Source organism: Xaviernesmea rhizosphaerae, assembly GCF_001938945.1.
Lineage (GTDB): Bacteria > Pseudomonadota > Alphaproteobacteria > Rhizobiales > Rhizobiaceae > Xaviernesmea > Xaviernesmea rhizosphaerae.
This window is the reverse complement of sequence record NZ_MKIO01000047.1, coordinates 22,804-47,278: the sequence shown is the minus strand read 5'-3', so window position 1 is coordinate 47,278 and position 24,475 is coordinate 22,804. Positions and strand designations below refer to the sequence as shown.

At 61.4% G+C, this 24,475-nt stretch carries 25 protein-coding genes and 1 tRNA gene; 11 read left to right on the top strand and 15 right to left on the bottom strand.

The features are described from left to right. Window position 1 precedes the first annotated feature (1 nt). The 6 genes from deoC to BJF92_RS23420 form a co-directional block, all read right to left on the bottom strand. Window positions 2–775 (bottom strand): deoxyribose-phosphate aldolase, encoded by a 774-nt coding sequence (deoC, locus tag BJF92_RS23445; RefSeq protein ID WP_075637275.1) that lies wholly within the window; start codon window positions 773–775, stop codon window positions 2–4. A 186-nt stretch (window positions 776–961) separates the two neighbouring features. Next, window positions 962–1,762: a purine-nucleoside phosphorylase gene (locus BJF92_RS23440; RefSeq protein ID WP_075637180.1), complete on the bottom strand. Its 801-nt coding sequence runs from the start codon at window positions 1,760–1,762 to the stop codon at window positions 962–964. Continuing rightward, window positions 1,759–2,151 carry a cytidine deaminase gene (locus BJF92_RS23435; protein WP_075637179.1) on the bottom strand — a complete coding sequence of 131 codons (393 nt, stop codon included), beginning with the start codon at window positions 2,149–2,151 and terminating at the stop codon, window positions 1,759–1,761. Before BJF92_RS23435 ends, BJF92_RS23440 begins: the two co-directional genes overlap by 4 nt. A 4-nt stretch (window positions 2,152–2,155) precedes the next feature. Continuing rightward, window positions 2,156–3,127: an ABC transporter permease gene (locus tag BJF92_RS23430; protein WP_075637274.1), complete on the bottom strand. Its 972-nt coding sequence runs from the start codon at window positions 3,125–3,127 to the stop codon at window positions 2,156–2,158. A gap of 5 nt (window positions 3,128–3,132) precedes the next feature. Further along, complete coding sequence (locus tag BJF92_RS23425) at window positions 3,133–4,266, bottom strand: ABC transporter permease (RefSeq protein WP_075637178.1); 1,134 nt, start codon at window positions 4,264–4,266, stop codon at window positions 3,133–3,135. After that, the gene (locus tag BJF92_RS23420) at window positions 4,263–5,798 is read right to left on the bottom strand and encodes an ABC transporter ATP-binding protein (protein WP_075637177.1); all 1,536 of its coding nucleotides are present in this window, start codon (window positions 5,796–5,798) and stop codon (window positions 4,263–4,265) included. Before BJF92_RS23420 ends, BJF92_RS23425 begins: the two co-directional genes overlap by 4 nt. 227 nt (window positions 5,799–6,025) lie before the next feature. On the opposite strand from BJF92_RS23420, the gene BJF92_RS23415 reads away from it, so the two are divergent. Next, window positions 6,026–6,235 carry a SlyX family protein gene (locus tag BJF92_RS23415; RefSeq protein ID WP_075637176.1) on the top strand — a complete coding sequence of 70 codons (210 nt, stop codon included), beginning with the start codon at window positions 6,026–6,028 and terminating at the stop codon, window positions 6,233–6,235. Between the two features lie 90 nt (window positions 6,236–6,325). Here BJF92_RS23415 and BJF92_RS23410 read toward each other — a convergent pair whose 3' ends face one another. From BJF92_RS23410 to BJF92_RS23390, 5 genes are all read right to left on the bottom strand, one after another. Next, on the bottom strand, window positions 6,326–7,318 hold the full coding sequence (locus tag BJF92_RS23410) for a BMP family lipoprotein (protein WP_075637175.1): 993 nt from the start codon (window positions 7,316–7,318) through the stop codon (window positions 6,326–6,328). A gap of 271 nt (window positions 7,319–7,589) precedes the next feature. After that, window positions 7,590–9,803: a TonB-dependent siderophore receptor gene (locus tag BJF92_RS23405; protein WP_075637174.1), complete on the bottom strand. Its 2,214-nt coding sequence runs from the start codon at window positions 9,801–9,803 to the stop codon at window positions 7,590–7,592. A 221-nt stretch (window positions 9,804–10,024) separates the two neighbouring features. Further along, on the bottom strand, window positions 10,025–10,918 hold the full coding sequence (locus BJF92_RS23400; RefSeq protein WP_075637173.1) for a helix-turn-helix transcriptional regulator: 894 nt from the start codon (window positions 10,916–10,918) through the stop codon (window positions 10,025–10,027). 284 nt (window positions 10,919–11,202) lie between these two features. After that, complete coding sequence (gene msrA / locus BJF92_RS23395) at window positions 11,203–11,850, bottom strand: peptide-methionine (S)-S-oxide reductase MsrA (protein ID WP_075637172.1); 648 nt, start codon at window positions 11,848–11,850, stop codon at window positions 11,203–11,205. Between the two features lie 312 nt (window positions 11,851–12,162). Next, the gene (locus tag BJF92_RS23390; protein WP_075637171.1) at window positions 12,163–12,477 is read right to left on the bottom strand and encodes a hypothetical protein; all 315 of its coding nucleotides are present in this window, start codon (window positions 12,475–12,477) and stop codon (window positions 12,163–12,165) included. Window positions 12,478–12,718: 241 nt separating this feature from the next. Here BJF92_RS23390 and BJF92_RS23385 point away from each other — a divergent pair. The 6 genes from BJF92_RS23385 (at window position 12,719) to BJF92_RS23360 (ending at window position 17,675) form a co-directional block, all read left to right on the top strand. Further along, window positions 12,719–12,808 (top strand) — tRNA-Ser (locus BJF92_RS23385). A 293-nt stretch (window positions 12,809–13,101) separates the two neighbouring features. Then, window positions 13,102–13,398 carry a helix-turn-helix domain-containing protein gene (locus BJF92_RS23380; protein ID WP_078058362.1) on the top strand — a complete coding sequence of 99 codons (297 nt, stop codon included), beginning with the start codon at window positions 13,102–13,104 and terminating at the stop codon, window positions 13,396–13,398. Beyond that, entirely contained in the window at window positions 13,395–13,778 is a 384-nt protein-coding gene (locus BJF92_RS23375) for a hypothetical protein (protein ID WP_143524184.1), read from the top strand. Before BJF92_RS23380 ends, BJF92_RS23375 begins: the two co-directional genes overlap by 4 nt. 201 nt (window positions 13,779–13,979) lie before the next feature. Beyond that, on the top strand, window positions 13,980–16,511 hold the full coding sequence (locus BJF92_RS23370; RefSeq protein WP_158032265.1) for an AAA family ATPase: 2,532 nt from the start codon (window positions 13,980–13,982) through the stop codon (window positions 16,509–16,511). Between the two features lie 574 nt (window positions 16,512–17,085). Continuing rightward, on the top strand, window positions 17,086–17,385 hold the full coding sequence (locus tag BJF92_RS23365; RefSeq protein ID WP_075637168.1) for a hypothetical protein: 300 nt from the start codon (window positions 17,086–17,088) through the stop codon (window positions 17,383–17,385). A gap of 11 nt (window positions 17,386–17,396) precedes the next feature. Continuing rightward, entirely contained in the window at window positions 17,397–17,675 is a 279-nt protein-coding gene (locus BJF92_RS23360) for a hypothetical protein (RefSeq protein WP_139790694.1), read from the top strand. 47 nt (window positions 17,676–17,722) lie between these two features. Here BJF92_RS23360 and BJF92_RS23355 read toward each other — a convergent pair whose 3' ends face one another. The 3 genes from BJF92_RS23355 to BJF92_RS23345 form a co-directional block, all read right to left on the bottom strand. Further along, window positions 17,723–17,998, bottom strand: coding sequence for a helix-turn-helix domain-containing protein (locus tag BJF92_RS23355; protein ID WP_075637166.1), 276 nt, complete (start codon window positions 17,996–17,998; stop codon window positions 17,723–17,725). Next, window positions 17,995–18,249, bottom strand: coding sequence for a helix-turn-helix domain-containing protein (locus BJF92_RS23350; protein ID WP_245294877.1), 255 nt, complete (start codon window positions 18,247–18,249; stop codon window positions 17,995–17,997). The genes BJF92_RS23355 and BJF92_RS23350 overlap by 4 nt, the downstream gene beginning before the upstream one ends. Before the next feature lie 126 nt (window positions 18,250–18,375). Then, a complete protein-coding gene (locus BJF92_RS23345) occupies window positions 18,376–19,017 on the bottom strand; it encodes a recombinase family protein (RefSeq protein WP_075637164.1) in 642 nt (213 codons plus the stop codon). Between the two features lie 867 nt (window positions 19,018–19,884). On the opposite strand from BJF92_RS23345, the gene BJF92_RS23335 reads away from it, so the two are divergent. From BJF92_RS23335 to BJF92_RS23320, 4 genes are all read left to right on the top strand, one after another. Continuing rightward, the gene (locus tag BJF92_RS23335; protein ID WP_075637162.1) at window positions 19,885–20,907 is read left to right on the top strand and encodes a hypothetical protein; all 1,023 of its coding nucleotides are present in this window, start codon (window positions 19,885–19,887) and stop codon (window positions 20,905–20,907) included. Between the two features lie 352 nt (window positions 20,908–21,259). Next, window positions 21,260–21,616, top strand: coding sequence for a VanZ family protein (locus BJF92_RS23330; protein ID WP_198931584.1), 357 nt, complete (start codon window positions 21,260–21,262; stop codon window positions 21,614–21,616). Between the two features lie 246 nt (window positions 21,617–21,862). After that, window positions 21,863–22,069: a dehydrogenase gene (locus tag BJF92_RS23325; RefSeq protein WP_075637160.1), complete on the top strand. Its 207-nt coding sequence runs from the start codon at window positions 21,863–21,865 to the stop codon at window positions 22,067–22,069. A gap of 46 nt (window positions 22,070–22,115) precedes the next feature. Beyond that, window positions 22,116–22,394 (top strand): hypothetical protein, encoded by a 279-nt coding sequence (locus BJF92_RS23320; protein WP_078058355.1) that lies wholly within the window; start codon window positions 22,116–22,118, stop codon window positions 22,392–22,394. A 79-nt stretch (window positions 22,395–22,473) separates the two neighbouring features. On the opposite strand, the gene BJF92_RS25420 is transcribed toward BJF92_RS23320, so the two are convergent. Beyond that, a complete protein-coding gene (locus BJF92_RS25420; RefSeq protein WP_143524183.1) occupies window positions 22,474–24,276 on the bottom strand; it encodes a pectate lyase family protein in 1,803 nt (600 codons plus the stop codon). Window positions 24,277–24,475 lie beyond the last annotated feature (199 nt).

The window sequence follows — 24,475 nt, the reverse complement described above, 5'->3', positions numbered from 1 at the left end:
CTCAATAAGCTGCATTCGGCACGGCGGACTCGCGCCCGTCGAGCACGGCGAGGATATCGCCGAGCAGGCCGGAGGCGCCGAAGCGGAAGGTGGAGGGCATCGGCCAGTCCGGGTCGAGAATGGTGGCGGCGAGCTTCAGATAGAGCTGGGCATCGGCCACCGTGCGCACGCCGCCGGCCGGCTTGAAGCCGACCTTGCCGCCCTGTTGGCGAATGGCGTTCAGCATCAGGTCCGCCGCTTCCAGCGTCGCATTGACCGCGACCTTGCCGGTGGAGGTCTTGATGAAATCAGCGCCCGCGGCAATCGCCAGATCGCTGGCACGGCGGATCAGCGCCTTGTCCTTCAGCTCACCGGTTTCCAGAATGGTCTTGAGCGTTACCGGATGCGGCGCGGCCGCGCGCACCGCGGCGATCATATCGGTCACCGCCTGCTCATCGCCTGCGATCAGCGCGCGATAGGGAATGACGAGATCGATCTCGTCGGCACCATCGGCCACGGCCTGCAGCGTTTCGGCCACCACCGCATCCACCGGCAGGTCGCCCGAGGGAAAATTCACCACGGTGGCGATGCGCACGGGGTGCTGCGGCCCGAGCTTGGCCCGGGCCTGGGCGACGAAGCGCGGCCAGATGCAGATGGCGGCAACTGTGCCATAGGGCGTCACGGCCTTGTCGCAGAGCGCATCGATCGCCTCCGGCGTCGTGGTCTCGCCAAGGTCGGTGAGGTCGAGAAGCGAGAGCGAGAGCGCGGCGATCTGGCGGTTGTTGGCATCCAGCATGTTCAGGGTCCATTTCTTCATCGGGCAGAGCCGGCCTGCCCGAAAGCGCGGCCCGGCGATTCGCCGCCGCAGCATAAAGCAGATGCTCCGCCGCGAAACCGCCGGTCGAGACTTTTTCCGGAGCGGGTCACGGAGACGGCTCTGTCGCTCCGGCCGGGCCGTGATCCGCGCGCCGGCAGGCAATGATCAGAGATCGCCGGAGGCCAGCATGGCCAGGAGGATGCGGCCGAGCGTCTCGCCGCCCTTGGGCGCCATTTCCTTGGTTTCGTCGTGGCTGAGTTCCGCCCCGGTCATGCCGGCCCCGTAATTGGTGATGACGGAAGCGGCCAGGACCTTCAGGCCGAAATAGCGCGCCAGGATAACCTCGGGCACGGTGGACATGCCCACGGCATCGGCGCCGAGAATGCGGGCCATGCGGATTTCGGCGGGCGTTTCAAAGTTCGGGCCTGAAAACCACATATAGACGCCGCTCGGTAGAGTGAGGCCGAGGCTTTCGGCAGCGGCCTCCATGCGCGCGGCGAGCCCGGGATCATAGGCATTGGTCATGCCGACGAAGCGGCCATCCCCTTCGACGCCGATGAGCGGACTGCGCCCGGAAAAGGCGATGTGGTCAGCCGTGCGCAGCACCGAGCCGGGCGTCAGATCCTCGCGCACGGAGCCGGCGGAATTGGTGAGGATCAGGTTCTCGATGCCGAGCGCGGCGAGGGTCTCGATCGGCGCGCGCATCGCATTGGCATCGCCGCTCTCATAGAAATGCACGCGGCCGGACAGCACGATGACGGGCGCTCCGCCCGCGCGCGCCACCACCAGCTCGCCGGCATGGCCCGAGACGCGGCTGACCGGAAAGCCCGGCAGATCGGCATAGGAGATCCGGTGCACGACCTCCAGCGCCTCGACGAAGCGGCCGAGGCCGGAGCCGAGCACGATCCCGGTCTTCGGCTTCAGCGGCGCCACATGCGGGCGCAGGTGATCGATGGCCGCGCTCATCCGATCGTGTCCGTGGCGAAGGCATGCGGCAGAAGCTCGTCCATGCGCATGCGCTTCTGCACGCCTGCCTCGTCGCAGAGGAAGACCAGCGTGTCGGGCCCGGAAAACTCGGCCAGCCGCTGGCGGCAGCCGCCGCAGGGCGGGCACAGCGCCAGCTTCTCGGCGACCACGGCCACGGCCTTGATGCGTTTGCCCCCGCCCATGACCATATGGCTGATCGCCGTGGTCTCGGCGCACCACCCTTCAGGAAAGGACAGGTTTTCGATGTTGGCGCCGGCATAGGTCGCCCCGTCTTCGGCCAGGATCGCCGCACCCACCGGGAACTTGGAATAGGGCGCATGCGCCTTAGCCATGGCCGCGCGGGCGGCGGAAAACAGATGGTCTTCCATGGTCTCAACGTTCCTTCACATAGGGCACGCCGCCGGCCTTGGGCGGGATCGCCTTGCCGATGAAGCCGGCCAGCAGGATGACGGTCAGAAGATAGGGCAGTGCCTGCATGAATTGCACCGGTACCTGGCCGATCAGCGGCAGCGGATTGCCCTGCAGCCGGATCGACAGCGCATCGAGAAAGCCGAAGAGCAGGCAGGCGAACATGACGTTGACCGGCCGCCACTTGGCGAAGATCAGCGCGGCGAGCGCGATATAGCCCTTGCCGGCGGTCATGCCCTTGACGAAGCCGGCAGTCATGGCAAGCGAGAGATAGGCGCCGGCAAAGCCGGTGAGGATGCCGCAGCAGATGACAGCGCGGTAGCGCATCCAGACGACGGAAATGCCGGCCGTGTCCACAGCACCGGGATTTTCCCCCACCGCGCGCAGGCGCAGGCCGAAGCGCGTGCGGTAGAGCACCCACCAGCTCAAGGGCACCATGGCGAAGGCGAGATAGGTCAGCAGGAAGTGACCCGACAGGAGCTGCGCATAGATTGGTCCGATGACCGGCACATCGCGCAGCGCCTCGACAAAGGGCAGGTCGATCGTCTGGAAGCGTGCCCCGCCCGAGAGCGCCGGCGTGCGCCCGCCCTGACGGAACCAGGCCTCGCCCAGGATGACCGTGGCGCCGGCCACGACGAAATTGATGGCGACGCCGGAGACGATCTGGCTGCCGCGCTGGGTGATGGACGCATAGCCATGGACCAGCGACAGGGCGACGGACACGAGGATGCCGGCGACAAGCCCGAGCCAGACCGAGCCGGTGACGGCGGCCACCGCGCCGGCGGCGAAGGCCGAGCCGAGCATCTTGCCTTCCAGGCCGATGTCGAACACGCCGGCGCGCTCGGTAAACAGACCGGCAAGGGCTGCAAACAAGAGCGGCACCGACAGGCGGATGGTCGATTCCAGGATGGCGATGAGGGAGACGTAGAAATCCATGGCCATCAGGCTCCCTTGGCTTGGCTGGCTGCCGGCGCGCGCGACGCGAGCCCGGCGAAGAGGCGGCCGATGGCGGGGCGGAACATGTTTTCCAGCGCGCCGGCAAACAAGATCACCAGGCCTTGGATGATCACGATCATGTCACGCGAGATCGCCGGCATTTCAAAGGCGATTTCAGCGCCGCCCTGATAGAGCATGCCGAAGAGAATGGCCGCCGGGATGATGCCGGCCGGATGGGAGCGGCCCATCAGCGCCACGGCGATGCCGACGAAGCCGGCGCCCTGGACGAAATCGAGCTGCATGCGCGCCTGCTCGCCCATGATCGGGTTCAGCGCCATCAGGCCTGCCAGCGCGCCCGAGATCATCATGACGACGATGGTGATGCGGGTTTCGCTGATGCCGGCATAGCGCGCGGCCGACGGGCTGTGGCCCATGGTGCGCATCTCGAAGCCGAAGCGGGTGCGCCAGATCAGCACCCAGCAGGCGAAGGCGGCAAGCAGCGCCAGCAGGAAGGAGATGTTGAACGGGGCATTGCCGATGTTCAGCCCGAACAACGACATCAGCCAGTCGAGCTTCGGCAGGCGGCCGCCGGCCTCGAAGGTGCGCGTCTGCGGCGACATCGACCCCATCGGCTTCAGCACCTTGGTCAGGAGATAGACCATAAGACTGGCGGCGATGAAGTTGAACATGATGGTGGTGATGACGATGTGGCTGCCGCGCTTGGCCTGCAGCCAGCCGGGCAGGAAGGCCCAGAGCGCGCCGAAAAAGGCCGCCCCCAGCGCCGCAATCGGCAGCACGAAATACCAGGGCAGGATCCGGTCCAGCCAGAGACAGGCCAGCGCCACGCCGATGCCGCCAATATAGGCCTGGCCTTCGCTGCCGATGTTGAACAGGCCGGCATGGAAGGCGACGGCCACCGACAGGCCGGTGAAGATGAAGGTGGTGGCGTAATAGAGGGTGAAGCCCAGATATTCGCCGCGCCCGAAGGCGCCGGTCACCATGTAATAGGCGGCATTCAGCGGGTTTTCGCCGACCAGCAACACCACGAGACCCGCGACCAGAAAGGCGACCAGAAGGTTGATGAGCGGGATCAGTCCATAGTCCACCCAGCCGGGCAGCTTGGCATAAGGGGTGCTCATTGAGCGGCCTCCATCTTTCCGTCGATGCCGGCCATCAAGAGGCCGAGTTCGCCTTCCGCCGCATCCGCGCCCCGCTCGCCGACGACGCGGCCGGCGAACATCACGAGAATGCGGTCGGACAGCGCGCGGATCTCGTCGAGCTCGACAGAGACGAGCAGCACGGCCACGCCCTGGTCGCGCATCTCGATGATCCGCTTGTGAATGAATTCGATCGCGCCGACATCGACGCCGCGCGTGGGCTGGCCGATGATCAGAACATCGGGTCCGCGCTCCATCTCGCGCGCGAGCACGATCTTCTGCTGGTTGCCGCCAGAGAAATTGGCGGTCTTCAGCCTTGGATTGGGCGGGCGGATGTCATAGCGGCCGATCTTTTCCTCCGCCTCGCGGCGGATGGCGGGAATGTCGAGAAAGGGTCCCCGGCCATAGCGCGGCTCGCGGTGATAGCCGAGAATGGCATTCTCCGCCTCCTCGAACTTCAGCACGAGGCCGACGTGGTGGCGATCCTCGGGCACATGGGCGAGGCCGCGCTGGCGAAGATCCGCCGGGTCCGCCTTGCCGGTCACGTCCACCGCCGTGCCGTTCAGCATCACCCGGCCGCCGGCCGCGCGGCGGATGCCGGAGATCGCCTCCAGAAGCTCGGACTGGCCGTTGCCGGCAACGCCGGCAATGCCGACGATCTCACCGGCTTTCAGCTCGAAGGACACATTGTCGACCATAGTGACGCCACGGCCGTCGCGCACGGTGAGGTTCTCGACCTTGAGCTTGACGGCGCCGGGCGAGGCCGGCCCCTTGTCCACGCGCAGGAGCACGCGGCGGCCGACCATCAGCTCGGCCAGCTCCTCCACCGAGGTCGCCTTCGTCTGCCGCGTCGCCACCATCTCGCCGCGGCGCATGACGGAGACCTCGTCGGTGATCGCCATGATCTCGCGCAGCTTGTGGGTGATGAGGATGATGGTTTTGCCCTGGGCCTTGAGCTGGGCGAGAATGCGGAAGAGATGGTCGGCCTCCGGCGGCGTCAGCACGCCGGTCGGCTCGTCCAGGATCAGGATGTCGGCCTTGCGGTAGAGCGCTTTGAGAATTTCCACGCGCTGCTGCAGCCCGACCGGCAGTTCCTCGATCAGCGCATCCGGATTGACCTCCAGCGCATATTCCCGCTCCAGCCGCTTGAGCTCGACCCGCGCCTTGGCGATGGAGGCGTTGAGGATCTGGCTGTCCTCCGCCCCGAGCATGACGTTTTCCAGAACGGTGAAATTGTCGACCAGCATGAAGTGCTGGTGCACCATGCCGATGCCGGCGGCGATCGCGGCATTGGGATCCTTGATCGTCACAGGCTGCCCGTCGATCAGGATCTCGCCGGAATCGGCCTGGTAAAAGCCGTAGAGAATCGACATCAAGGTCGATTTTCCGGCCCCGTTCTCGCCGATGATGCCGTGGATGGTGCCCTTGCGGACCTTGAGATCGATCGCCTTGTTGGCGTGAACCAGCCCGAAACGCTTGTCGATGCCCTTGAGCTCGATGGCGATATCGCTCATGACAGCTCTTCTCCGCTGCGCGCCGTCCGTCCGCCTTGCCCCGCGTCGTCCGGACCCTTATCCGATGAAAGCAATAAGAAGGCTTATCCTGGCAACGGCAAGCGGAAGCCTTGATTTTTTAGAGGATAGCGTTGTTCCGCCCGACAGGTCACAGGCCGCCGATCCCGGCTTTGCCTCTGCCCGCAACGGCGCGCCGCCAGCTGTCTTGAGACAGGAAGGACCGTGAGATGATGACCGAAGCCGACCGCATCCAGGCGCTGGAGGAGACCGTCGCCCATCAGAACCGCACCATCGAGGAGCTGTCCGAACAGCTTGCCGAACAATGGAAGACGGTCGAGCAGATGCGCACCAAGCTAGAGCGGCTGACCGAACGCTTCCTCACTCTGGAAGAACAGACGCTCGATGCCCCTGCCATCACCCGGCCGCCGCACTACTGAGCGGACCGCGGATGAACACCCCCCAGCCTTCGGGATCGTGACAGGAGCGCCCCGCGCAGGCCGCAAAGGCCGCGCGGGGCATCCCCTTCGTCAGTAAGGGCAGGCCTCGTCGGTCATGTAGTCGTGGACCTTGACCGTGCCGGCGATGATGTCGGCCTTGGCCTTCTCGACGGCGGCGGTCATTTCGGGCGTCAGCAGCGCCTTGTTGTTGTCGTCGACGGCATAGCCGACGCCATCTTCCTTCAGGCCGAGAACCGAGATGCCGGGCTCGAATTTGCCGTCGGCCGCGCTCTTGAACGAATTGTAGACGGCAACGTCGACGCGCTTGAGCATCGAGGTGAGAACCTTGCCCGGCTGCAGGCCGTTCTGGTTGGAATCGACGCCGATGCCGAGCTTGCCGGCATCCGCAGCGGCCTGCAGAACACCGACACCCGTGCCGCCGGCGGCATGATAGACCACGTCGGAGCCTTGAGCGAACTGCGACTTGGCGATTTCACCGCCCTTGACCGGGTCGTTCCAGGCTTCCGGCGTGGTGCCGGTATAGGCTTCCAGCGTCTTCACGTCCTTGCCGGTCGACTTGGCGCCGCCGACATAGCCGCAGGCGAACTTGTGAATGAGCGGGATGTCCATGCCGCCGATGAAGCTCACGGTCTTGGACTTGGAGGCCATGCCGGCGAGAATGCCGACGAGATAGGACCCTTCCTGCTCCTTGAAGACGATCGACTTCACGTTGGGCTGCTGCACCACCATGTCGATGATGGCGAATTTGGTGTCGGGATATTCGGCCGCGACCTTGTCCAGCGCGGCCGCCCAGTTGAAGCCGGCCATGACGATCGGCGAGTTGCCGTCGCCGGCGAAGCGGCGCAGAACCTGCTCGCGCTGCGCGTCGTTGGCGATTTCAAACTCGCGATAGGCCGTGCCGGTTTCGGTCTTGAACTTCTCGGCGCCGTTGAAGGCGCCTTCGTTGAACGATTTGTCGAACTTGCCGCCAAGATCATAGATGATCGCCGGCTTGACATCGGCCGCGAAGGCGGCGCCCGACATCAGCGAAAAGGCCAGGAGACCGAGGAGAGTTTTTTTCATCGTTGAGCCCTGTTGTTCTAAGGATCCTGTATTTGGCCACGCCGGAAGACAGGCGAACCCCTCGGTCGCCTGACCTGGCATCCCCCGATCCCGATGGAACGGACTGGCGAAACCGCGTGCCCAGCCATGCGGACTTCGCGCGTCAGGGGCGCTGGCTGGCCGGCATCCTTGCATGGCTCCTAACAAAAAACATCCGAAATTTTTTCTCAACTGGTCAAAAAAATGTCGCTGCCCCCGAAAGGGCAGCATGCTTTTTGTCGACAGCAAAGGATCAGAATTTTTTGCTGAGCTTCAGCGTGACCGTCCGCCCGGCGCCATAGCCGCAGGTGTAGATCCCCTGGCAGCCGGCGACATAATCCTTGTCGAACAGGTTGGCGACGTTGAGCGCGGCGCCCCATCCCTGCTTTTCGTAGCGGATGGCGGCATCCACCACAACCGCATCCGGCACCGCGAACTGGTTGAGATTGTCGGCGAAGGACTTGCCCTGATAGCGCAGCCCCGCGCCAAGGCTCATGCCCTCGGCTGCGCCGTCGGTCACCAGATAATCCAGCCAGAAGGCGGCCTGATGGGTGGGGATGAGATAGGGGCGCTTGCCGACGAGATCGGCGTTGAGATCCCTGGTGATCTCCAGATCCGTATAGGAATAGGAGGCGAGCGCCCGCCAGTTCTGCGTGAGATTGGCCTTGGCCTCGAACTCGAAGCCGGTCGAGGTCACCTCGCCCAGCTGCTCCTGCAGAAAGTCCGGCCGGGTGAGCGCGACATTCTGCTTGACGATGTGGAAGACGGAGGCCGTGATCAGCGCATCGGCCCAGCCGGGCGCATATTTGATGCCGCCCTCGATCTGATGGCCTTCTTCCGGCTTCAGCGCCCCGCCATCATAGGCCGTGCCGATCAGCGGATTGAAGAAGGTCGCGGCACTGACATAGGGTGTCAGGCCGCTGGCAAATTCATAGGCGAGACCGGCGCGGCCGGTCGTGGCGCTGTCATCGGCGGAATAGCTTGTGCCGATCCGCGCATCGGACTCCGTCTTCACCCAGTCCTGCCGGCCGTTCAACGTCACCAGCCAGCCATTGCCGAAGCGGATCTGGTCCTGGGCATAGAGGCCGAGCTGGCTGAGCGTCAGCGTCTGGTCCAGATAGGTGCCGTTGATCGGCGGCTGCGGCAGGCCATAGACCGGATCGACGGGATCGATCGGCGTCGCCGCCGCCGGCCAGGCCGGCACCGCCTGGGTCTGGTCGATGCGGTAATGCTTGTAGTCGAGACCGACGAGCACCTCATGGGCCAGCGGACCGGTGGCGAAGGTGCCGGTCAGCCGGTTGTCCGCCGCGAAGGAATGGACCGCTGTGTCATGCTCGAAACCGATGCGGTTCAGCTGGTAATAGAGGGGGCTCGCCGGATCGGTGGTGTTGACGTAGCCATAGGGGTAGAACATCACCTCGTGCTTATCGAGATGGGCATAGCGCAGGCTCTGGCTGAACTGCCAGCCATTGTCGAATTCATGGGTGACTTCGGTGCCGATCAGCTGCTGGTCGGCACGGCCGGTATCGAGATCAGGCTCGCTGAAGAAGGCATCCCGGTCGATCCGACCATAGGGCGCGCGGGTGACCGTGCCCTCATAGGGCAGGAAGCCATTGCCTGTATGGCGCTGCTTGAAGCTGGAGATCATCGCATAGACGGTCAGGCTTGTCGCGTCATCCGGCCGATAGGTGACCTGCGGCATCAGGAAGCCGCGCAGGTCGTTGCTGTAATCGGTCTCCTGCTCGCCGCCGGCGATCTTGCCGGTCACGCGGTAGGTGACGGCACCAGCAGCATCCGCCTTATCGTTGACGTCGAAGCCGAAGAAGGCATTGCCGAAATTGTTGATGCCGATTTCCGCTTCCCGCGTGGTGCCGTCCTGCGGCCGCTTGCGCACGAGATCGACGATGCCGCCAGGATTGGCGCCGCCATAGAGAACCGAGGCCGGCCCCTTGAGCACATCGACGCGCTCCAGCGCATAGGCATCGATCTGGAAGCCGCCGAAACCATAGGAATAGAGATTGAGCCCATCCAGGAAGACGCCGGACTGGGTGGCATCGAAGCCGCGCAGATAGAACCAGTCCGTGTCGGCATCCGTGCCGAAGGGCTGGGTGGTGACCCCGGGCGTGTAACGCAGGGCCTCGTCGACCTTGGTGACCACGCCGCGATCATCGAGCTCCTGACGGCCGATGACGGAGACGGATTGCGGCACGTCGGCAAGATCGGCGCCGGTTTTCGAGCCGGCGGCGCTGGTCCTGGGCACATAGCCTTCCACCGGGCCGGTGCCTGTCGCATCACCCCTGCCCCGGGCGGTGATGGTGTCCAGCACCGTCGCCTGTCCCTGCTTCTCCTGCGCCTGCCCGCTCAAAGTCTGCGGCGCCTCAGTCTCCTGCGCCATGGCAGGGCCCGCCACGGCCAGAACCAGCCATGCCACGCCCGTCTTCCAGATTTCGACCTGCCGCTTGTTCATCGTCCCGCATCCGCTCATTCGACCAGGGCCGCGTTCGGCCCGAATTAAGATGAGCGCATAACTCAGGAATAAAGGCGGTGCTTGTCGTTTCCTGCGATTTTTGCGCGATCCTGCGATGGCCGGAGATCCTTCCCGCGACTGTGGCGCAGGCGGCACAGCTGCCCGCAGATGAACAGCGACAGGAGCGGGCGCGAAGGCCGCCCGTCCTTGGCGCCAAGCGTTCAGGTGTCCCGGTGCAGGCGGGCCCAGCGGGCAGGCGTGGTGCCCGAGAGATGGCGGAAGGCGCGGGTAAAATGCGCCTGGTCGGCAAAGCCGGTCTCCGTAGCGATCTCGCTGATCGACAGCCGGCCCGCCTTCAAAAGGGTCCTTGCGCGCGCCAGCCGCGCCTCCATCTGGTAGCGATGCGCGCCCATGCCGGTCGAGGCCTTGAAGGCATGGCAGAAATGCGAGGGCGACAGGCCGGCGAGACCGGCCAGCTCCTCCAGCCGGATGGCACGCTGGCAATGGGTCTCGATGAAGTCCACGACCCTGCGCAAGGCCCAGGGCGCGAGCCCCGCGCGCATAGGCGCCGCCGGAGCCGGCAGGCGCAGAAGGCCGATCAGCAGCGCCAAGGCGAGGCTTTCGGCATAAAGCGGCAGCAGAGGCTGCGCCGCCTCGCATTCGACGGCCAGGAGACGGGCGACAGGCAGCAGCTCCGGGCTCGGCTGCAGAAGACGCGGGATCGACAGCGCGCGGGGATCGGTCCCTTCGCCCAGACGCTCGGCCAGCGCCTCGCGGCCAATATGAAGATCGAGATGGCGCAGCGTCCTGACGGCGCGCATCTCCCCGCGCAGACCAAGTCCTGCCGGCACATAGGAGAGGCTGGGGGAAAGGTTCGGCCCCGCCTCCGCCGCTTCCAGGCCCGGCGCCGACAGCCGCAGGCTGCGCCGTTCGTCGCCGGTGGCCGAGAGGACGATGAAGAGGCGGGGATCCTCGCCCAGATAAAAGCCACCGGCCTCGGGCGCGCAGGCGACATCCCAGAGATCCGCCGTCATGCCGGGGAAACTCAGGCGCTTGAGCCCGCCCAAAATGCTGAAGCCTTCGATGCGATTGTGCATGCGCGGCTGAAAGCCCATGCCGACCGTCCTTCACACCTGACAAAGCGGCACGGGCCGCCCTGAAAACTATTCTTATAAAGTCAGGTTTATCGCGAAGGACGTCGCGGTTCAATTGCCAGCCCCGCATGATCGTCGGCAGCCAGAGGGCGGACGATCATGGCCCGCGCATAGCGGCACATGGCAGCCGCGCAGGCATCGTCTCGCAGCGGACCGAGACGGGGAACCGGTTTCCGAGAAATTCGATGCAAGCGAAAACGTCGAGCATCGGACTGGATTCAGTCCGATGCTCGGTGCGACAGATCTTACAGGGCGCAGGACACGCCGGTGCCGCGCAGGCCGCAATAGCCGCCGGGATTCTTGGCCAGATATTGCTGGTGCTCTTCTTCGGCAAAGAAGAAGGGGCCGGCCTGTGCGATCTCGGTGGTGATGCGCGCCGGGCGGCCGGCTTCGTCGAGCGCGGCCTGATAGGCGGCGCGCGCGGCCTTGGCTTCCTCCAGATCCGCCGCATCCTCGACATAGATGGCGGAGCGATAGGTGGTGCCGACATCATTGCCCTGGCGCATGCCCTGGGTCGGATCATGCTCCTCGAAGAAGGTCTTGAGCAGCGCCGCAAAACTGACCTTGGCAGGATCATAGACCACGCGGACGACTTCGGTATGGCCGGTCAGCCCGGTGGTGGTCTCGCGATAGGTCGGGTTCGGCGTATAACCTCCGGCAAAGCCGACCGCCGTGACATAGACCCCCGGGATCTTCCAGAACAGACGCTCGGCGCCCCAGAAGCAGCCCATGCCGAGCAGCACGCTCTTCAAGCCCTGCGGATAAGGGCCATGCAGCGGCTTGCCATTGACGAAATGGATGTCCGCCGTCGCGATCGGCACCTCGCGCCCCGGCAGGGCAGCACTCGGCGCCGGCATTTCGATCTTCTTGTTGAACAGCTCGGAAAACAGCATGGCACAAGCCTTTCTTGTTTCTCGTGATTTCATCGGGATCGGGCGATCCGGTCCTTGCAAAAGATAAAAGCACACAGACGGGATCAGCGAACGGAAAGACGATCCGGCATCGATAGCCCGCTCCTCCTCCAGCCCGGCGGCACATCGCCGGCCCCTTGCCGCCCCCAACCGATCATCGGCGTCAGGCCGGCAGGATTATCAGGACCGAAAGCCTCATCCATGGAGCCATCATTCTGCCGGGCATCGCACGCGGGGTGTCCGGTCCCAGGGTTCAAGCAGCCGTCCGGCCGCCTCTTCCCTTTTCAGACCATGTCAGGCGAAGGAGGCACGCGCCGGCCGGCGGCGATAGCCGATCATCCAAAAGAGAAGCGACACGCCGCAGAAGACGATCGACGCCGGCTGCGACAGCGCCCATTGCAACAGCGGATCGATGGCACTGATTTCCGGATGCGGCCGCTCCAGCGCCTGAACAAGCACCAGCCCGGACTGTCCAAATCCGGCCAGAGCCTCCGCCAGCGGCATGAACAGCGGCGCGCCGATCGCCACGGACTGCAGCGCGTCGACCGTGGCCAGAACGACGGCAAGCACCAAAGCGAGGAAACTCATCACCCGCATCAAGAACCGCATCGCCTTTGCCCCTCGCCTGGTCCGCCCGACTGCCGCCACTTGCCAGAGATAGGAGCGCATCCGCCGCCAGACAATCCCAAGCCTTTGCGCGTCCACGATCAAAGAGTTCAAAAACTTGTCACGAAGCAGTTGATCTCGCCGAGATCATCGGTATATATCCGCCCGTCCGCCGGGGAACCGGCCGAACGGGTGCCAGCCACCCGCCTTGCCCCCTTTCAACCAGGGCCGAGGATGACAGGATGGACAGGTGGCCGAGTGGTTGAAGGCGCACGCCTGGAACGCGTGTATACGTGAAAGCGTATCGAGGGTTCGAATCCCTCTCTGTCCGCCATCTCACCTTGATTTTCCTACAGAATTTTAAGCGTTTTGAGCGCCACCCTAATCCGCACCCTAACTCGGCGCGGCCGTCACCGAAGCCTTCTCCCTGCCCGCGTCGGTTCAGCGCAGTAATTATGCGCCATCCCGGATGTATGTCACACGTATGTCACCCAGAATTCCTTCATAAAACTAGTTGCATACTGGAGACATACATATGACATACGTAAAATCAATGACTTAGCATTATTTCTTGATTGACAAATCTAGGCATTACAGACACTTTACTCCAAGAAATGGAGAAAGATGATGCTGAGCCGCAATACCACTTCGCCTACCGCGCGCGCTGCTGAGGCTTACAGCCAGCTGCGGCCGGTGATGACCATTCCAGAAACAGCTGAGTTCTTTCGCGCGTCTCGCGGCCACATCTACAATCTGCTTCGGCGCGGAGATCTCGATGCGGTGAAGGTGGGCGGGCGTACCTTGGTTCGCCGGACAGACGCCGAAGCGCTGATCGATAGGTCGGCAGGTGCCTTTCGTCCGGGCCCCAAACGAAAGCGCCGCAAAATGGCTCTTAAAGCGGCCGAAGTGGACATTTTCGGGTGAACCCGATGAAGATCCGCGGAAGGACGAAGCGGCGTCCCAAAGTTCGCGAGATGTCCGCGCCGTTGCTCTTCGGTCTTTACCCACCGAAGATCAGCGACATTCCGCCCGGTGCCACCATAAGGCCCGGTTGCCTCCTGCTGCACATATCGACGATGCCGGTTTTCGGCCGAAACCGAGACGAGACCAGGTTCTACAATTTCCCGGTCTACCTGCCGCCACCGTTCAACACGCCGAGCCAGAAGAACGCGCTGCTAGCGTTTGAGTACATGCGTGCGACAAGCCCAACGGTGCGCAAGGCCGTCGAGGAGCTGCAGGTATTAGCCCGGACGCCCGCGTCTCGCGCCTATGCGCGCCAGCATCCTGAGATGTCCATAAAATGAAGCCGGTGCGCTCGGCAAAGCGCAACCGGCCGTTAGGAAATAAAAATGCTAGATCAACATATCGCGAAAATGCCGCGCCATCAACCTGCATCTAGTAGCTTGGGCACTAGTTCGGATTTCCAGAAATGGCGCGCTACCCAATCGCCATCACCGGCGCCGCGCACCTCGACCGCGATCACTCTTGTCACAAGTGCGGCGAGATTGACGAAAGCCTACAGTATGGATGGTACTGGCGGCATCAAGAAGGAAGCGGCTCCTGGGCTATATGCCGGCAGTTTTCGGAAAGTTCGTCTTGAAGGCACGCCCAAAGAGGTTCTTGGAGGCCTTGAGGCGCAGCTACAGTCGCTGACCAGTAAGCAGGCCATCATCTGCGCCCCGCCGCGCGTCGGCCGTGACGAATGGCAGATCACAACCGCCCGCCAGGGTCTTGAGGAGGGTTATCTCTCTCGGACGCAGGAAAACTTCGAAGCCCTTAACGGACCCGCCATTTTCGGGATGGATTTCGATAGCGCTGAGTTTCCGGAAGCGCTCCTTGGTGCACTGAAAGAGGCCGGTTCTATCTCTCATGCGCTCGCGTCTGTGCATCCATCATTCGGGAAGGCTGCATTCCTCAGGAGGAACTCTGCGTCCGCTGGCGTCGGCGTCGGCGTCGGCGGTAAGAAAAGTCTGACCTCAAGTCATCACCGCTACTATGTCGTGCCCGACGGCAGGCTTATCCCGGAGTTTGTCAGGAACCTTGCGGATCGGCTCATGCTCGCGGGTTTTTTGTACGGCAAGATCACCGCAAGCGGCCACATCCTGCCACGAACGCTCTTTGACACGTTCGCATCATCGGACAGCAGTCGCCTATTTTATGAAGCGGATCCCGTCTTGCAGGACGACAAGCTGCGAGCTTTGCCGAGGCCCTGTGTCGTCCAGGATGGAGGAATGCTCGACCTTGCTTCACTTCCTCCTCTCAGTGCCGAAGAAGCGTTCCGCCTGAGGGTATTGGTCAGCGAAATGGAAGCGGATCTTGCCGCGCCGGCAAAGGCGATTAGGGCGGCGTATATCGAGCAGCGAGTTGCTGACCTGGTCGCCAGGCGCGGCATCTCTCCTGAGAGTGCGCGGCGAAGTGTGCAATCAGCCACCGAACGGCATGTCCTGGACGAGCATTTCGAGATCTTCTTCGATGATGGAAGCAGTGCAACCGTCAGGGAGATCATCAATGACCCGACGCAATTCCACCGGAAGTCATGCGCTGATCCGCTTGAACCCGATTACGGCGGCGGGCGTGCAGTCGCCATGGTGCTCGCTTCAACAAGGCCTTTCGTCATCAACTCGTTTGCCCATGGTGGCGCCCGCTACGACTTGGCGCCTCAGCTGCAAATGTTCGAAGACCGGGAAGAGGCTTTGCCACTAGAAAGCCTGTTCAGGGAACGTTCTGAAGAGGATCCGTCTCAACACATAGGTCAACCCGGCCTGAAAGTGGTGACAGACAGGATCGAACCCAAGGGCATCCCGCCCCGGGAATGGGTCGTGTTTCCACGGCTGCCTCTCGGCGACGTTGCCCAGTGCGTCGGCGAACCGGGGGTATCGAAGTCAACACTCGCGCTGCGCGATGCGCTTGCGGTTTCCAGTGGATCGGAGCCGGTGCTTCGCGGCGTTGATGAGACCGGGGCGCCAATCAGCCCCGAAAGGCTTCACCTGGCGGGCCCGGTGATCATCTACAACGCGGAAGATCGCCTAAGCGAGATGGAACGCAGACTGGCGGCGTCACAGCGGCATTTTGATGTAGCCAAACCGAAACACCCCATCATTCTGTGGAGCGGAGAGGATGGCACGAAGCTCACAATCATGCAGCGGGACAACGATCGATCTGCAATGAAGCGAGCGCCCGGCGCGGATCTTCTTGAGCGGATTATAGACCAATACAAGGCTGTTTTGGTGGTCCTTGATACGCAGATCAGCCTAACGGCCGGCGGCCACGAGAACAGTAATGACGACCAGGACGCGCTTCTGCAAGAGCTTGCCTGGATTGCAGCCCGATCACGATGCGCGATCGAAGTGGTCCATCATACGGCCAAGCACACCCGAAACGCAGCGGGTGACATGGGCGCAGGCCGCGGCGGCTTTGCGGCTGTCGGGAAGGTCCGCTCTGCTTTCACTCTAGTCAACGTCACAGGCGAAGCGGAAGACGAAAGGGCGTGGGGTGTCAGCTCAGCAGACGGCCTTATACGGCTCGACTATGCGAAAATCAGTCATGACCGAAAGCCCAGCGTTCCGCTCGTGTTCAAGCGAATGAGCGTCTCGGTGGGAAATGGCTGTGGCGTTCGACCGGGTGCGGCCGGCGCGCTGTTTGATGACGATCCGCGCGCGGCGCTTCAGGCGGCTGGTGATTTCGCTCCCGTTCTGGATCTCGTGAAGATCGAGGCCCGCACGAGAAAGAAAGTGGATGGATCCAAGGCGGAGGCGATCGCAAGGATCGCGCACGACCTGCTAGCCGAGAACAACACTCTGCCGCTTCCGGGTCTTTGGGAGGCAATCGGCGCTCGCGCCAGAGAGCAAGGCATCTTCGAGGGCAAAGCGCGGAATGTCGTTGTCGGTGAAATAACGAGCGCGTTGGGCGGCGGCGGCGTGCAATTCACGTTAGGGTCGGGACAAGTTGTCCTGATCCGCGCCCTAAAACGATCTTCTGCGCAAACAGCGTGCTGGTACATCGACCGATCGGCGAAGGCTGAGGATGGCGCGCAGTGACGCTTGTCGGCCTTATCGTCAACTTGTCGGCGACAAGAGGAAAATTCAAGCCAAACAACATGTTAAGGCTGGTTCTGCCTCCGCTTGTCGGCTTGTCGGCAGAAGTGAAGCAACAAGCAAGAAAAAAAGCCAATGAAATCAACGCTTGTCGGCTTGTCGAGCTTGTCGCCCCTACGGGGAACGCTGCCGCCGACAAGCGGCGCTCTCCGTGCTCCCGTTGGAGTGGGATTTCGGGACAGGATGTCTCGCGGCACCTCCTGGACGATACCTTACGTACCCCTAAACCAAAAACAGCAGGTGGGCTCACGTGATTAAGACGCACGCCAAAGACGGCCGGCGGATCAGCTCTTGGGTGAGATCGGCAAGGTTCAAGGTCGTCGCCCGGAAGGCCCTTGCGGACTGGAACAGCCAGCGGCACACAAAGCCGAAGTGCGGAGCTCATGCGAGAACGACCGGCGAGCCTTGTAAGCGCATTGCCTTGGAGAACGGCAGGTGCCACGCCCATGGAGGGCGAACACCAAAGGGAAAGAACTGGCACAAACCGAAATGGCCCGATGCTGACCGCCCGGACGCCATGGATCGTTTGACCCGGAAGCTGCGGGACCAGAAAAATGCACAGCAGAAACGCGCGGCTCGCCTGGCAGCCATGACGGCCGAAGAGCGAGAGCGGCACGATGCATGGCAGCGTTCGCACCAGCCCGGCCCTAAAGGCGCGCGCGCGGCAGCGCGGCAACAGCGTCTCGTCGCGAAGGAAATCGCCACAGCATTGGCCACACCCAAACAGGTCGGCCCGGAGGTCACGCGCATCCAAGCCGAGATTGCCCGGCTGGAGGCCTTGGCCGCGGCGATCGAGCAACATGATATTTTTGGATAGGAGACGGGAACATGACGAACCGCCGAGGGGTCGACACGAAGCGTCAGGTCAAGGACCTCTTACAAACAGAATTGCCGAAGGTGTACCGTATCGCGCTTGATCTTGTGCAGGACAAACGCGTAGCGCCTTCCGCGCGGGCGAAGCTGATCAGCGACCTTTTCCGCGCCGCCGGTCTCTATGCCGACACGGACGACGACCGCCAGAAGGAACCGCATGAGATGACGGCCGGCGAGCTGGAGCAAGCAATTCGCGATCTTGAAGGAAAGACCCGACCGACCCTGTTCGACTGATGCCGCGGCCCAGCTTCCGCGCCGCCGGCAATTCGGCCGGCGCGATTTCATGAAGATTTAGGCTTGCGTCGGTCTGGTCTCAGTAGCACGGCGATCGCCGCCCAGCGTCTCGCTTCCATTGGAGCCTGGGCGGCTCGTCGCTCGGCGTCCCGTCGCTCCCGCTCGCGCTTCTTCTCATCTATGTACACGGCCAGGTCCGCCTCGTCGATCAAAACGGGGCGCCCTGGGAGATAGGCGAGCTTTCCGGCGAACCGGAGCCGCTTGATTGTAGACGTGCTGCATTGGAGGATTTGCGCGGCTTCCGGCTCGGTCAGGAGTTTCATTTCTTCAGCCCCAGCACCTGAGCGAGCGCCCATTCCCGCGCCTCATCCGTCCTTGCGGCGATTTCGTTTGAAGGCCTTCCATGCTCTCGTCCAATCCGCTTTTGCCCGCTGATGAAGGCATCAAGATCGCGTTCGTCGATCAAAACGGGGCGCCCTGGGAGATAGTCGAGCTTCCCGGCGAACCGGAGCCGCTTGATTTTCGACGTGCTGCACCGCAGGCGCTCGGCGACTTCAGGTTCTGTTAGCATCATGATTGAGTTCCCGACGCGACGTTTGGCAGAGTGTGAGTGCTCAAGCTCGTGTATGTCAAATCCACCATTTCGGCCGACAAGTTCGGGCGCCAGGGTGACGACTTGCGGAAGGCGCTGGCGTTGGGGTCATTGCCCCCAGGCTTTTAGCGCATCATCTGCCCCTCTAGGATCGGCCTTGATCCGCAATACCGTCTGGCGCGTTAAATTCGTAGCTTTCGCGATTTCTGACGTGCCGGCCTGCTTCTCAAGCATCGTAAGCACCGTCTCCAGATCCGTGCGGCTATAGCTTGGCTTTCTGCCTTTGTAGACCCCAGGCCGGTCCGCCTCGCGAGCGTGGTCAATCCCGGCCCGTTGCGCTTCCTTGATAGCCTCGGCTTGGGCTTGGGCCATAGCCGCCATGAAACAAACCATGGCGTCTCTAATCGCCATTTCCATGGGCTGCTTTGTGGCACCGTCAAAGGTCAGGTTGTTAATGACCGTGCGAATGATGACGCCGCGCCGAATGAACTCCCGGATGTTGTCGGTGACGTCGCTGTAATTTCGCCCAAGGCGATCGACCCAGCGCACGACAAGAATGTCCCCGCTGCGCAAGATGTCGAACAGACGCCGCCCCTGAGGACGATCAGCAAGCGGCACGGTTACACCTGAGACGCCCTGATCGCTCAATACCTGGTCGATTTTGAACCCGGCTTGCCTAGCCTGTGTCTCTTGGTGGGCGGCCGTCTGTTCGGATGTGCTCACCCGGCAGTACAGTATCGTTTGTGCCATTATACACCTCAGTGAACAGAGAATTCGGACAGGACAGCGGCACAGCGTGCGCGCATTGCCCGCCACTGTGAGTGTTCCTGTATCCCGCGCAACTCCTCCATAGCGAGATATGCAGTGCGGCGGTCGTTGCGCATCATCGCTTCACGAAGCTCGGTCTGAACCGCCGAAAAGATCTTGAATTCGTTCGTCCTAAATTCGTTTTGCATGTGCCACCTTAGATGTACGTATGGATAGTGTACGAACTATGATATGTCCGTTGATTTGCGTCAAGCCCATACATACACTTTTTAAGCCCCGATCTGCCATGTCCGCACGAGCATACTGATGCGGACAGCGTGATGCGCTATCGCCGGTCAGCGTCTGGGCAAAGTCACCGCAATGAACCCGCGCGGCCGGATCCTAGGGTGGTCGGACCCCACCCCCTGGCCCAGTCCAAACGCAGCGGCCGAAGCCGCAGCAGGAGCCCATATAAAAATTGCGGCCGCCCCAACTTTGGGACGCTTTGGCGCGAATGGCGGCTTTGCCGATGAGCAGAGGCGTGCTATAGTTTTTTCAATCGCGAATACGGCGGAACTCGCGGACCCGCGCAAACCATGCCAGCCTCACTGCTGGCGAACGTCAACCGACTTCAAGCTCTGTCGCTGGTCTTTTTGCCTGCGCTTGAAATCGACGTTTATGGGTGCGCTACGTGTCCGATCGCGATCTAACCAAGTCCCTCCTTTCGACTGTGTTGCACAAGCTGCGCCTGGTCCGACACGCTACGGATCCCGTTGCGCCCGTCGTTTCGACTTATGAGATCGAGTCAACAATCGGCAAACTTCAGGCCCAGATTTCGAACGCCAATATCCTTGGTGGAGGGGCCGTCTGATGGTCACGAAGGCAACCCGGTTCCAGAACCGCCGTACGTCCACCCCTGGCAAGGTGTTCACCAGCACCGAACTTCTGGAAGCCGAACTCGGCGTGAATACGGCCGACAGGAAGCTGTATTCGAAGGATGCGGCCGGGACTGTTTTTCAAGTCGCTGGGCAGGGCGGCAGAAATCCGGGCGATTATCTGCAGTTCGAAAACTTCGACGGTGCCGGTTTGCAGGGCGTCGCTATTAAAGACGGAGGCCGGCTTTGGGTGAAGAAGGACAATGCTGCCGTCAATGACTTCGCCGATGTATGGATCACACGCGACATCAAGACCACTACGCCCGGACTGGGAACAGCCGGGCAGGTTAGCTCCACGATGCGCATTGATCATGCAATCCGGAAACCAATCGATAGCTTCGAGTGGGCTTTCGTCGTCAACATGCTTTATCAGCCGGATGCCGGCGCCGCTGCTCGTGCGGGCGAGCATTGCGCGGTGTATCCCCGCGTCGAGAAGCGCGGCGACGGACGGGTGTGGTGTGTATGCTCCGAATATCGTGACTTTACAAGCAACCCGACGACCGGCTCTGTGAACATGGAAGTCGGCTGCGGTGCGACCGGCCCGGATCCGAACAATCAGCGGATTGGCATCCATTTGGTCATCGGGTCGGCAAACGATACGGCAGGGACCAATATCGTCAGCGACGGGATCGCGATCTTCGCGCAGCCCGGCTATGCGCAGTCCAAGCGCCACATCCGTCTCCAGGGACAGGCCGGCGTCGGCGTCGACATGCGTGAACTCGATACGGTCTATTCCGATATCGGCGTGGCGATGGCCACCAATCAGTTCATCAAGTGGTCCGACACGCAGAGCACGCCTTGGCGCGGCAGCATCGGCTTTTCTGGCATCAACAAGACAATGGCCCTCGGCGGCGTGCCCGTTAACCAGGGTCTTGTCACCGAGGACCGTAGGTTGACGCTCGAAATCAACGGGGTTCGCTATGACATCAATTGTGGTCTTTCGACCACGTCGCCGTGAGGACAGGAAATGAAGATCCCGCCCGAGACGATCGAGATTGACGGAGTGGTGTATCGAACAATCGTTCGCCACCCGGAAGTCACCAGTGACGGGAAACAGAGGTGCTTTCGCTGCGGGCAGATCTCCGAACTTCCATATCACGACCCGGATATTTGCTCGGCCAGCTTTCCGCCGCGTCGAGATATGACCCCACATTAAAGAGCGAAACGGATAAAAGATCTGCGGGATCCGAACAACGTCTCAAGCGTCAGCTTGCTGCGCAGTCTAAGCTCGACCCCACAGCCGATTACGCAACGAGGTGAGGTCATCCACTCATTGCTGCCATGCAGCAACGCTGTATAATGACAGAACGATGACACTCACCATTCTTCGCACTGCCGCCTGGACAGCTCTCGCCGCCATCATCTTCGTTACGGTGTCTCCAATCGGCTGGAGACCGCATGATGTTATGCCCGTCAATTTCGACCGCGCTCTTGCCTTTACGATCATGTCAGCGCTCTTTGTTGCTGCCTATCCTCGTCATAGCGTCGCTATCGGGATCGCTCTTATCGTCTGCGCGGGGTTGATCGAATTGCTTCAGTTTTTCTCACCGACGCGTCATCCTCGATTCATTGACGCGTTCGTGAAAGCGACAGGAGCCTTGGTCGGCGTGCTCATCGGATCCACGTACAACATGATTGAACGCCGCGGCAGGACGAAGTCCGTGTGAGCTGGCGCGCAGGCTCAAACTGGCAACCCGAATGCGATCAACTAGGAGTGCTCCAGAACGACCAGCAGCCGTCGACGGCCCTGGAGGCACTTGCATAGGGCGCCCGTCACGCTCGCGGGACGCACATGATCCGTTCGCTCAAATTCCGGACCTCCGATTGAATTAGCTTACCGACATTGCAGCCGAGGCTTCGTTTCGGCTATCTCCGATTTCTATTAGAACAAAATGGGAACATGGAGATCTACGATGAAGCCGCTTTCACTGCCGAAAATTGAGCCTGATGTGATTGAAGACGTTTTGGCTTGGCATGGCGGGGACGCTCGGACCGCAATCTTCGCGCTCCTCAATGACTGCCAGCATCTCCGGCTGCAACTGGCGTTGACTGAGGCGGCGGCAAGCAGCGGCTTCACCCGTGGCTGGCGTCCACGCTTCGACCGGCAGGACAATGCCTGAAGGCCGCAAATCGCGTCACCCTGGCATTCTGGCAAAGGCGCCGCGGTTGTCGACAGCGAACGAGTTCGGCGCGTTGATCCGGGTGCGGTGCCACGGGTGCAGGACACGGCGCCACTACCGACCACTCGACCTCATCGCGGTCTTCGACAACATCCCCGTACTTGATTTGGCGCCGCGCTTCCGGTGCCAGAAGTGCTCCTCTGCTGAATTCGTGCAGGCGGAAATCTGGCTTCCATGGCCGAACGAATGGCCGGGGCTTGAGATCCGAGAGCTGGTGCGGGTCGATACGGTTCGGCGTCCGGTCTGGAAAGACGTAAAGGTCTGAATGATTACGCCTTGCCAGGATCAAGCCGCGGATCCCGGCAAGGCGTCCAACAGTCAAGAATAGCCCCTTATGCAAAAGGCTAAGCGCGCATCATTAAGACACCGTCTGAGGACCGACGATATAAGCCCTTGCTCGGCACCCCTGCGCTAGCAGCGGCAGCGTCGTCAGCATACGAACCCACGCCATTCAGAACCACCGGCCCGCCCAAGAGGACGTTACCGCCTTCTGGATTTAATGCCAGGGAAGACGTACCGACAGCCGTGCGAGATTGAATCTTTGCGCCGCCATAGTCGTTCTCAAAGTAGGTGTCGACCAGCCGGATATCGCCGTTAAAGCTCGCCCGCTTTCTGTCGGAAACGACCCTTACCTTTGTGCCGCCTTGCGCTGCGGAGCTCACAACAAAACTATTCGTTCTCGCAGGCGATGCACGGACAACATCTCGCGGCTCTCCTACGCCAAGCTTTCCGTCAGCAGTCAAAGTCAGGTGCTCATAGAGGCCATTGGCATCGTAGCTGAGCGCCCCACCAATGATCAGCGGCATCTCGCGAGGGACTGCGCCGTTAACAAAACCTTGAAGGTCAATTTTCATCTCGCCCTTATCCGTGACACCGATGAAGGCATTTTCCTCCCGACTGCCCATCAATGACTGAGTGCGCAATCCGGACGCAAATTCGATGTGAGTTTTCTGGATAAATGCGATGTTATCCTGATTCCCGAGGTTCGTATCGATCTTCAATTGGCGCGGATCGATAATCTGAGTCACAGAATACCATGTGTTCCCAATTTTTAGCTTGTTCGATCGGGTATCATAAAAGAAGCTGAAGAAGAAATCACCGTCGATGAAGATGATGCTGTTGCCGCGAATATTGCAGGCGCCACGACGAATATCATAGGTGTAGCGCCAAGTTCTCTCTGTATTCGCAGGGAAATTAACGGCGCCACCGGATGTCGTACTGAGGGAAAACCCATCACTTCGGATGCTGGCAATAAGGTATCTATCCAGGCCGAACCCGATGAAATCTCCGACTGCGACATAATCGCTATAACCGTCAAATGAGCCATAGGTGAAAACCACATTTGGCGTGCCGGCCTGCCCGGTTCCTGTGCCTATTGGCAGATTGGGATACAAGTTAAGTTCGGTGTAGCCGGCTGTTTTGGGACGAGCGGCCCAGCCTGACGGCGATGAAGACCACATAACTATGCCATTGTTATTTTTCCCCTCTCCTCCCAACAGGATGCCGCCGCCACCGACTTCGCCTCGCATCGGCGTGCAAATTCCAGCGGCGTGCATTTTACCTTGTTCTTCTTTTCTCCCGGACAACCACGCGGAAAATATCCGACCCGGCCCGCAAAAGAGCCCGTTTTCCAACGCGCGATCAATAAGGCTATTGGCAACAAGATATTGCCCCGCCGGGATATAAACCGGCTTTCCTGATGACATTGCCGATAGTATCGCTTGCGAATTGTCCGTCCCTGTCTGGTTCGCAATATTGTAATCCGAGACAAGCCCGTCAGGAATGACGATAAAAGGATACTGATCTGCGCTTACTGCGGCCTGCGACGCGGAAACTGCATCGGATTGATCGGGCCCGTCTGAAATCCCGCCAGGAGAGACACCCACTCTCGTGGCCTCCCGATGCCGATCGTTCGGATTTCGAATAAGCTTCACGCTTCCTGTTAGACCTTCTCGAAAGACCACTTTCGCATCGCTCGCAACACCTTCCGTATAGGTTGCGGTGACGGTGAAGTCCGATCGTTCGACCCCATTATGAAAAACCGACAAATCGCTATTATTGAATATGAGAAATTCGGCACGAAACGTGCTCGTAGGAGTCGTCGGATTATACTCGGAAATCTTTAAATCGCGATCTAAGGCTGCCATCGTTCCTACCGCTCCTCGTTTCGTTGCGAGGGGACATTCGCAGGATCTTTTGAACAATGCACGCAGCGTGACCGCCAAGCTGGTATTAGCGATAACGCATGGTATAGCCAGCTCGAAGCGCCTTAAATTCTGGGATGTGCCCGCCCCTCGCCTTCGAGCAAGACGGCCGCCGGAGGCAGATCAAACTGAACCACACCGG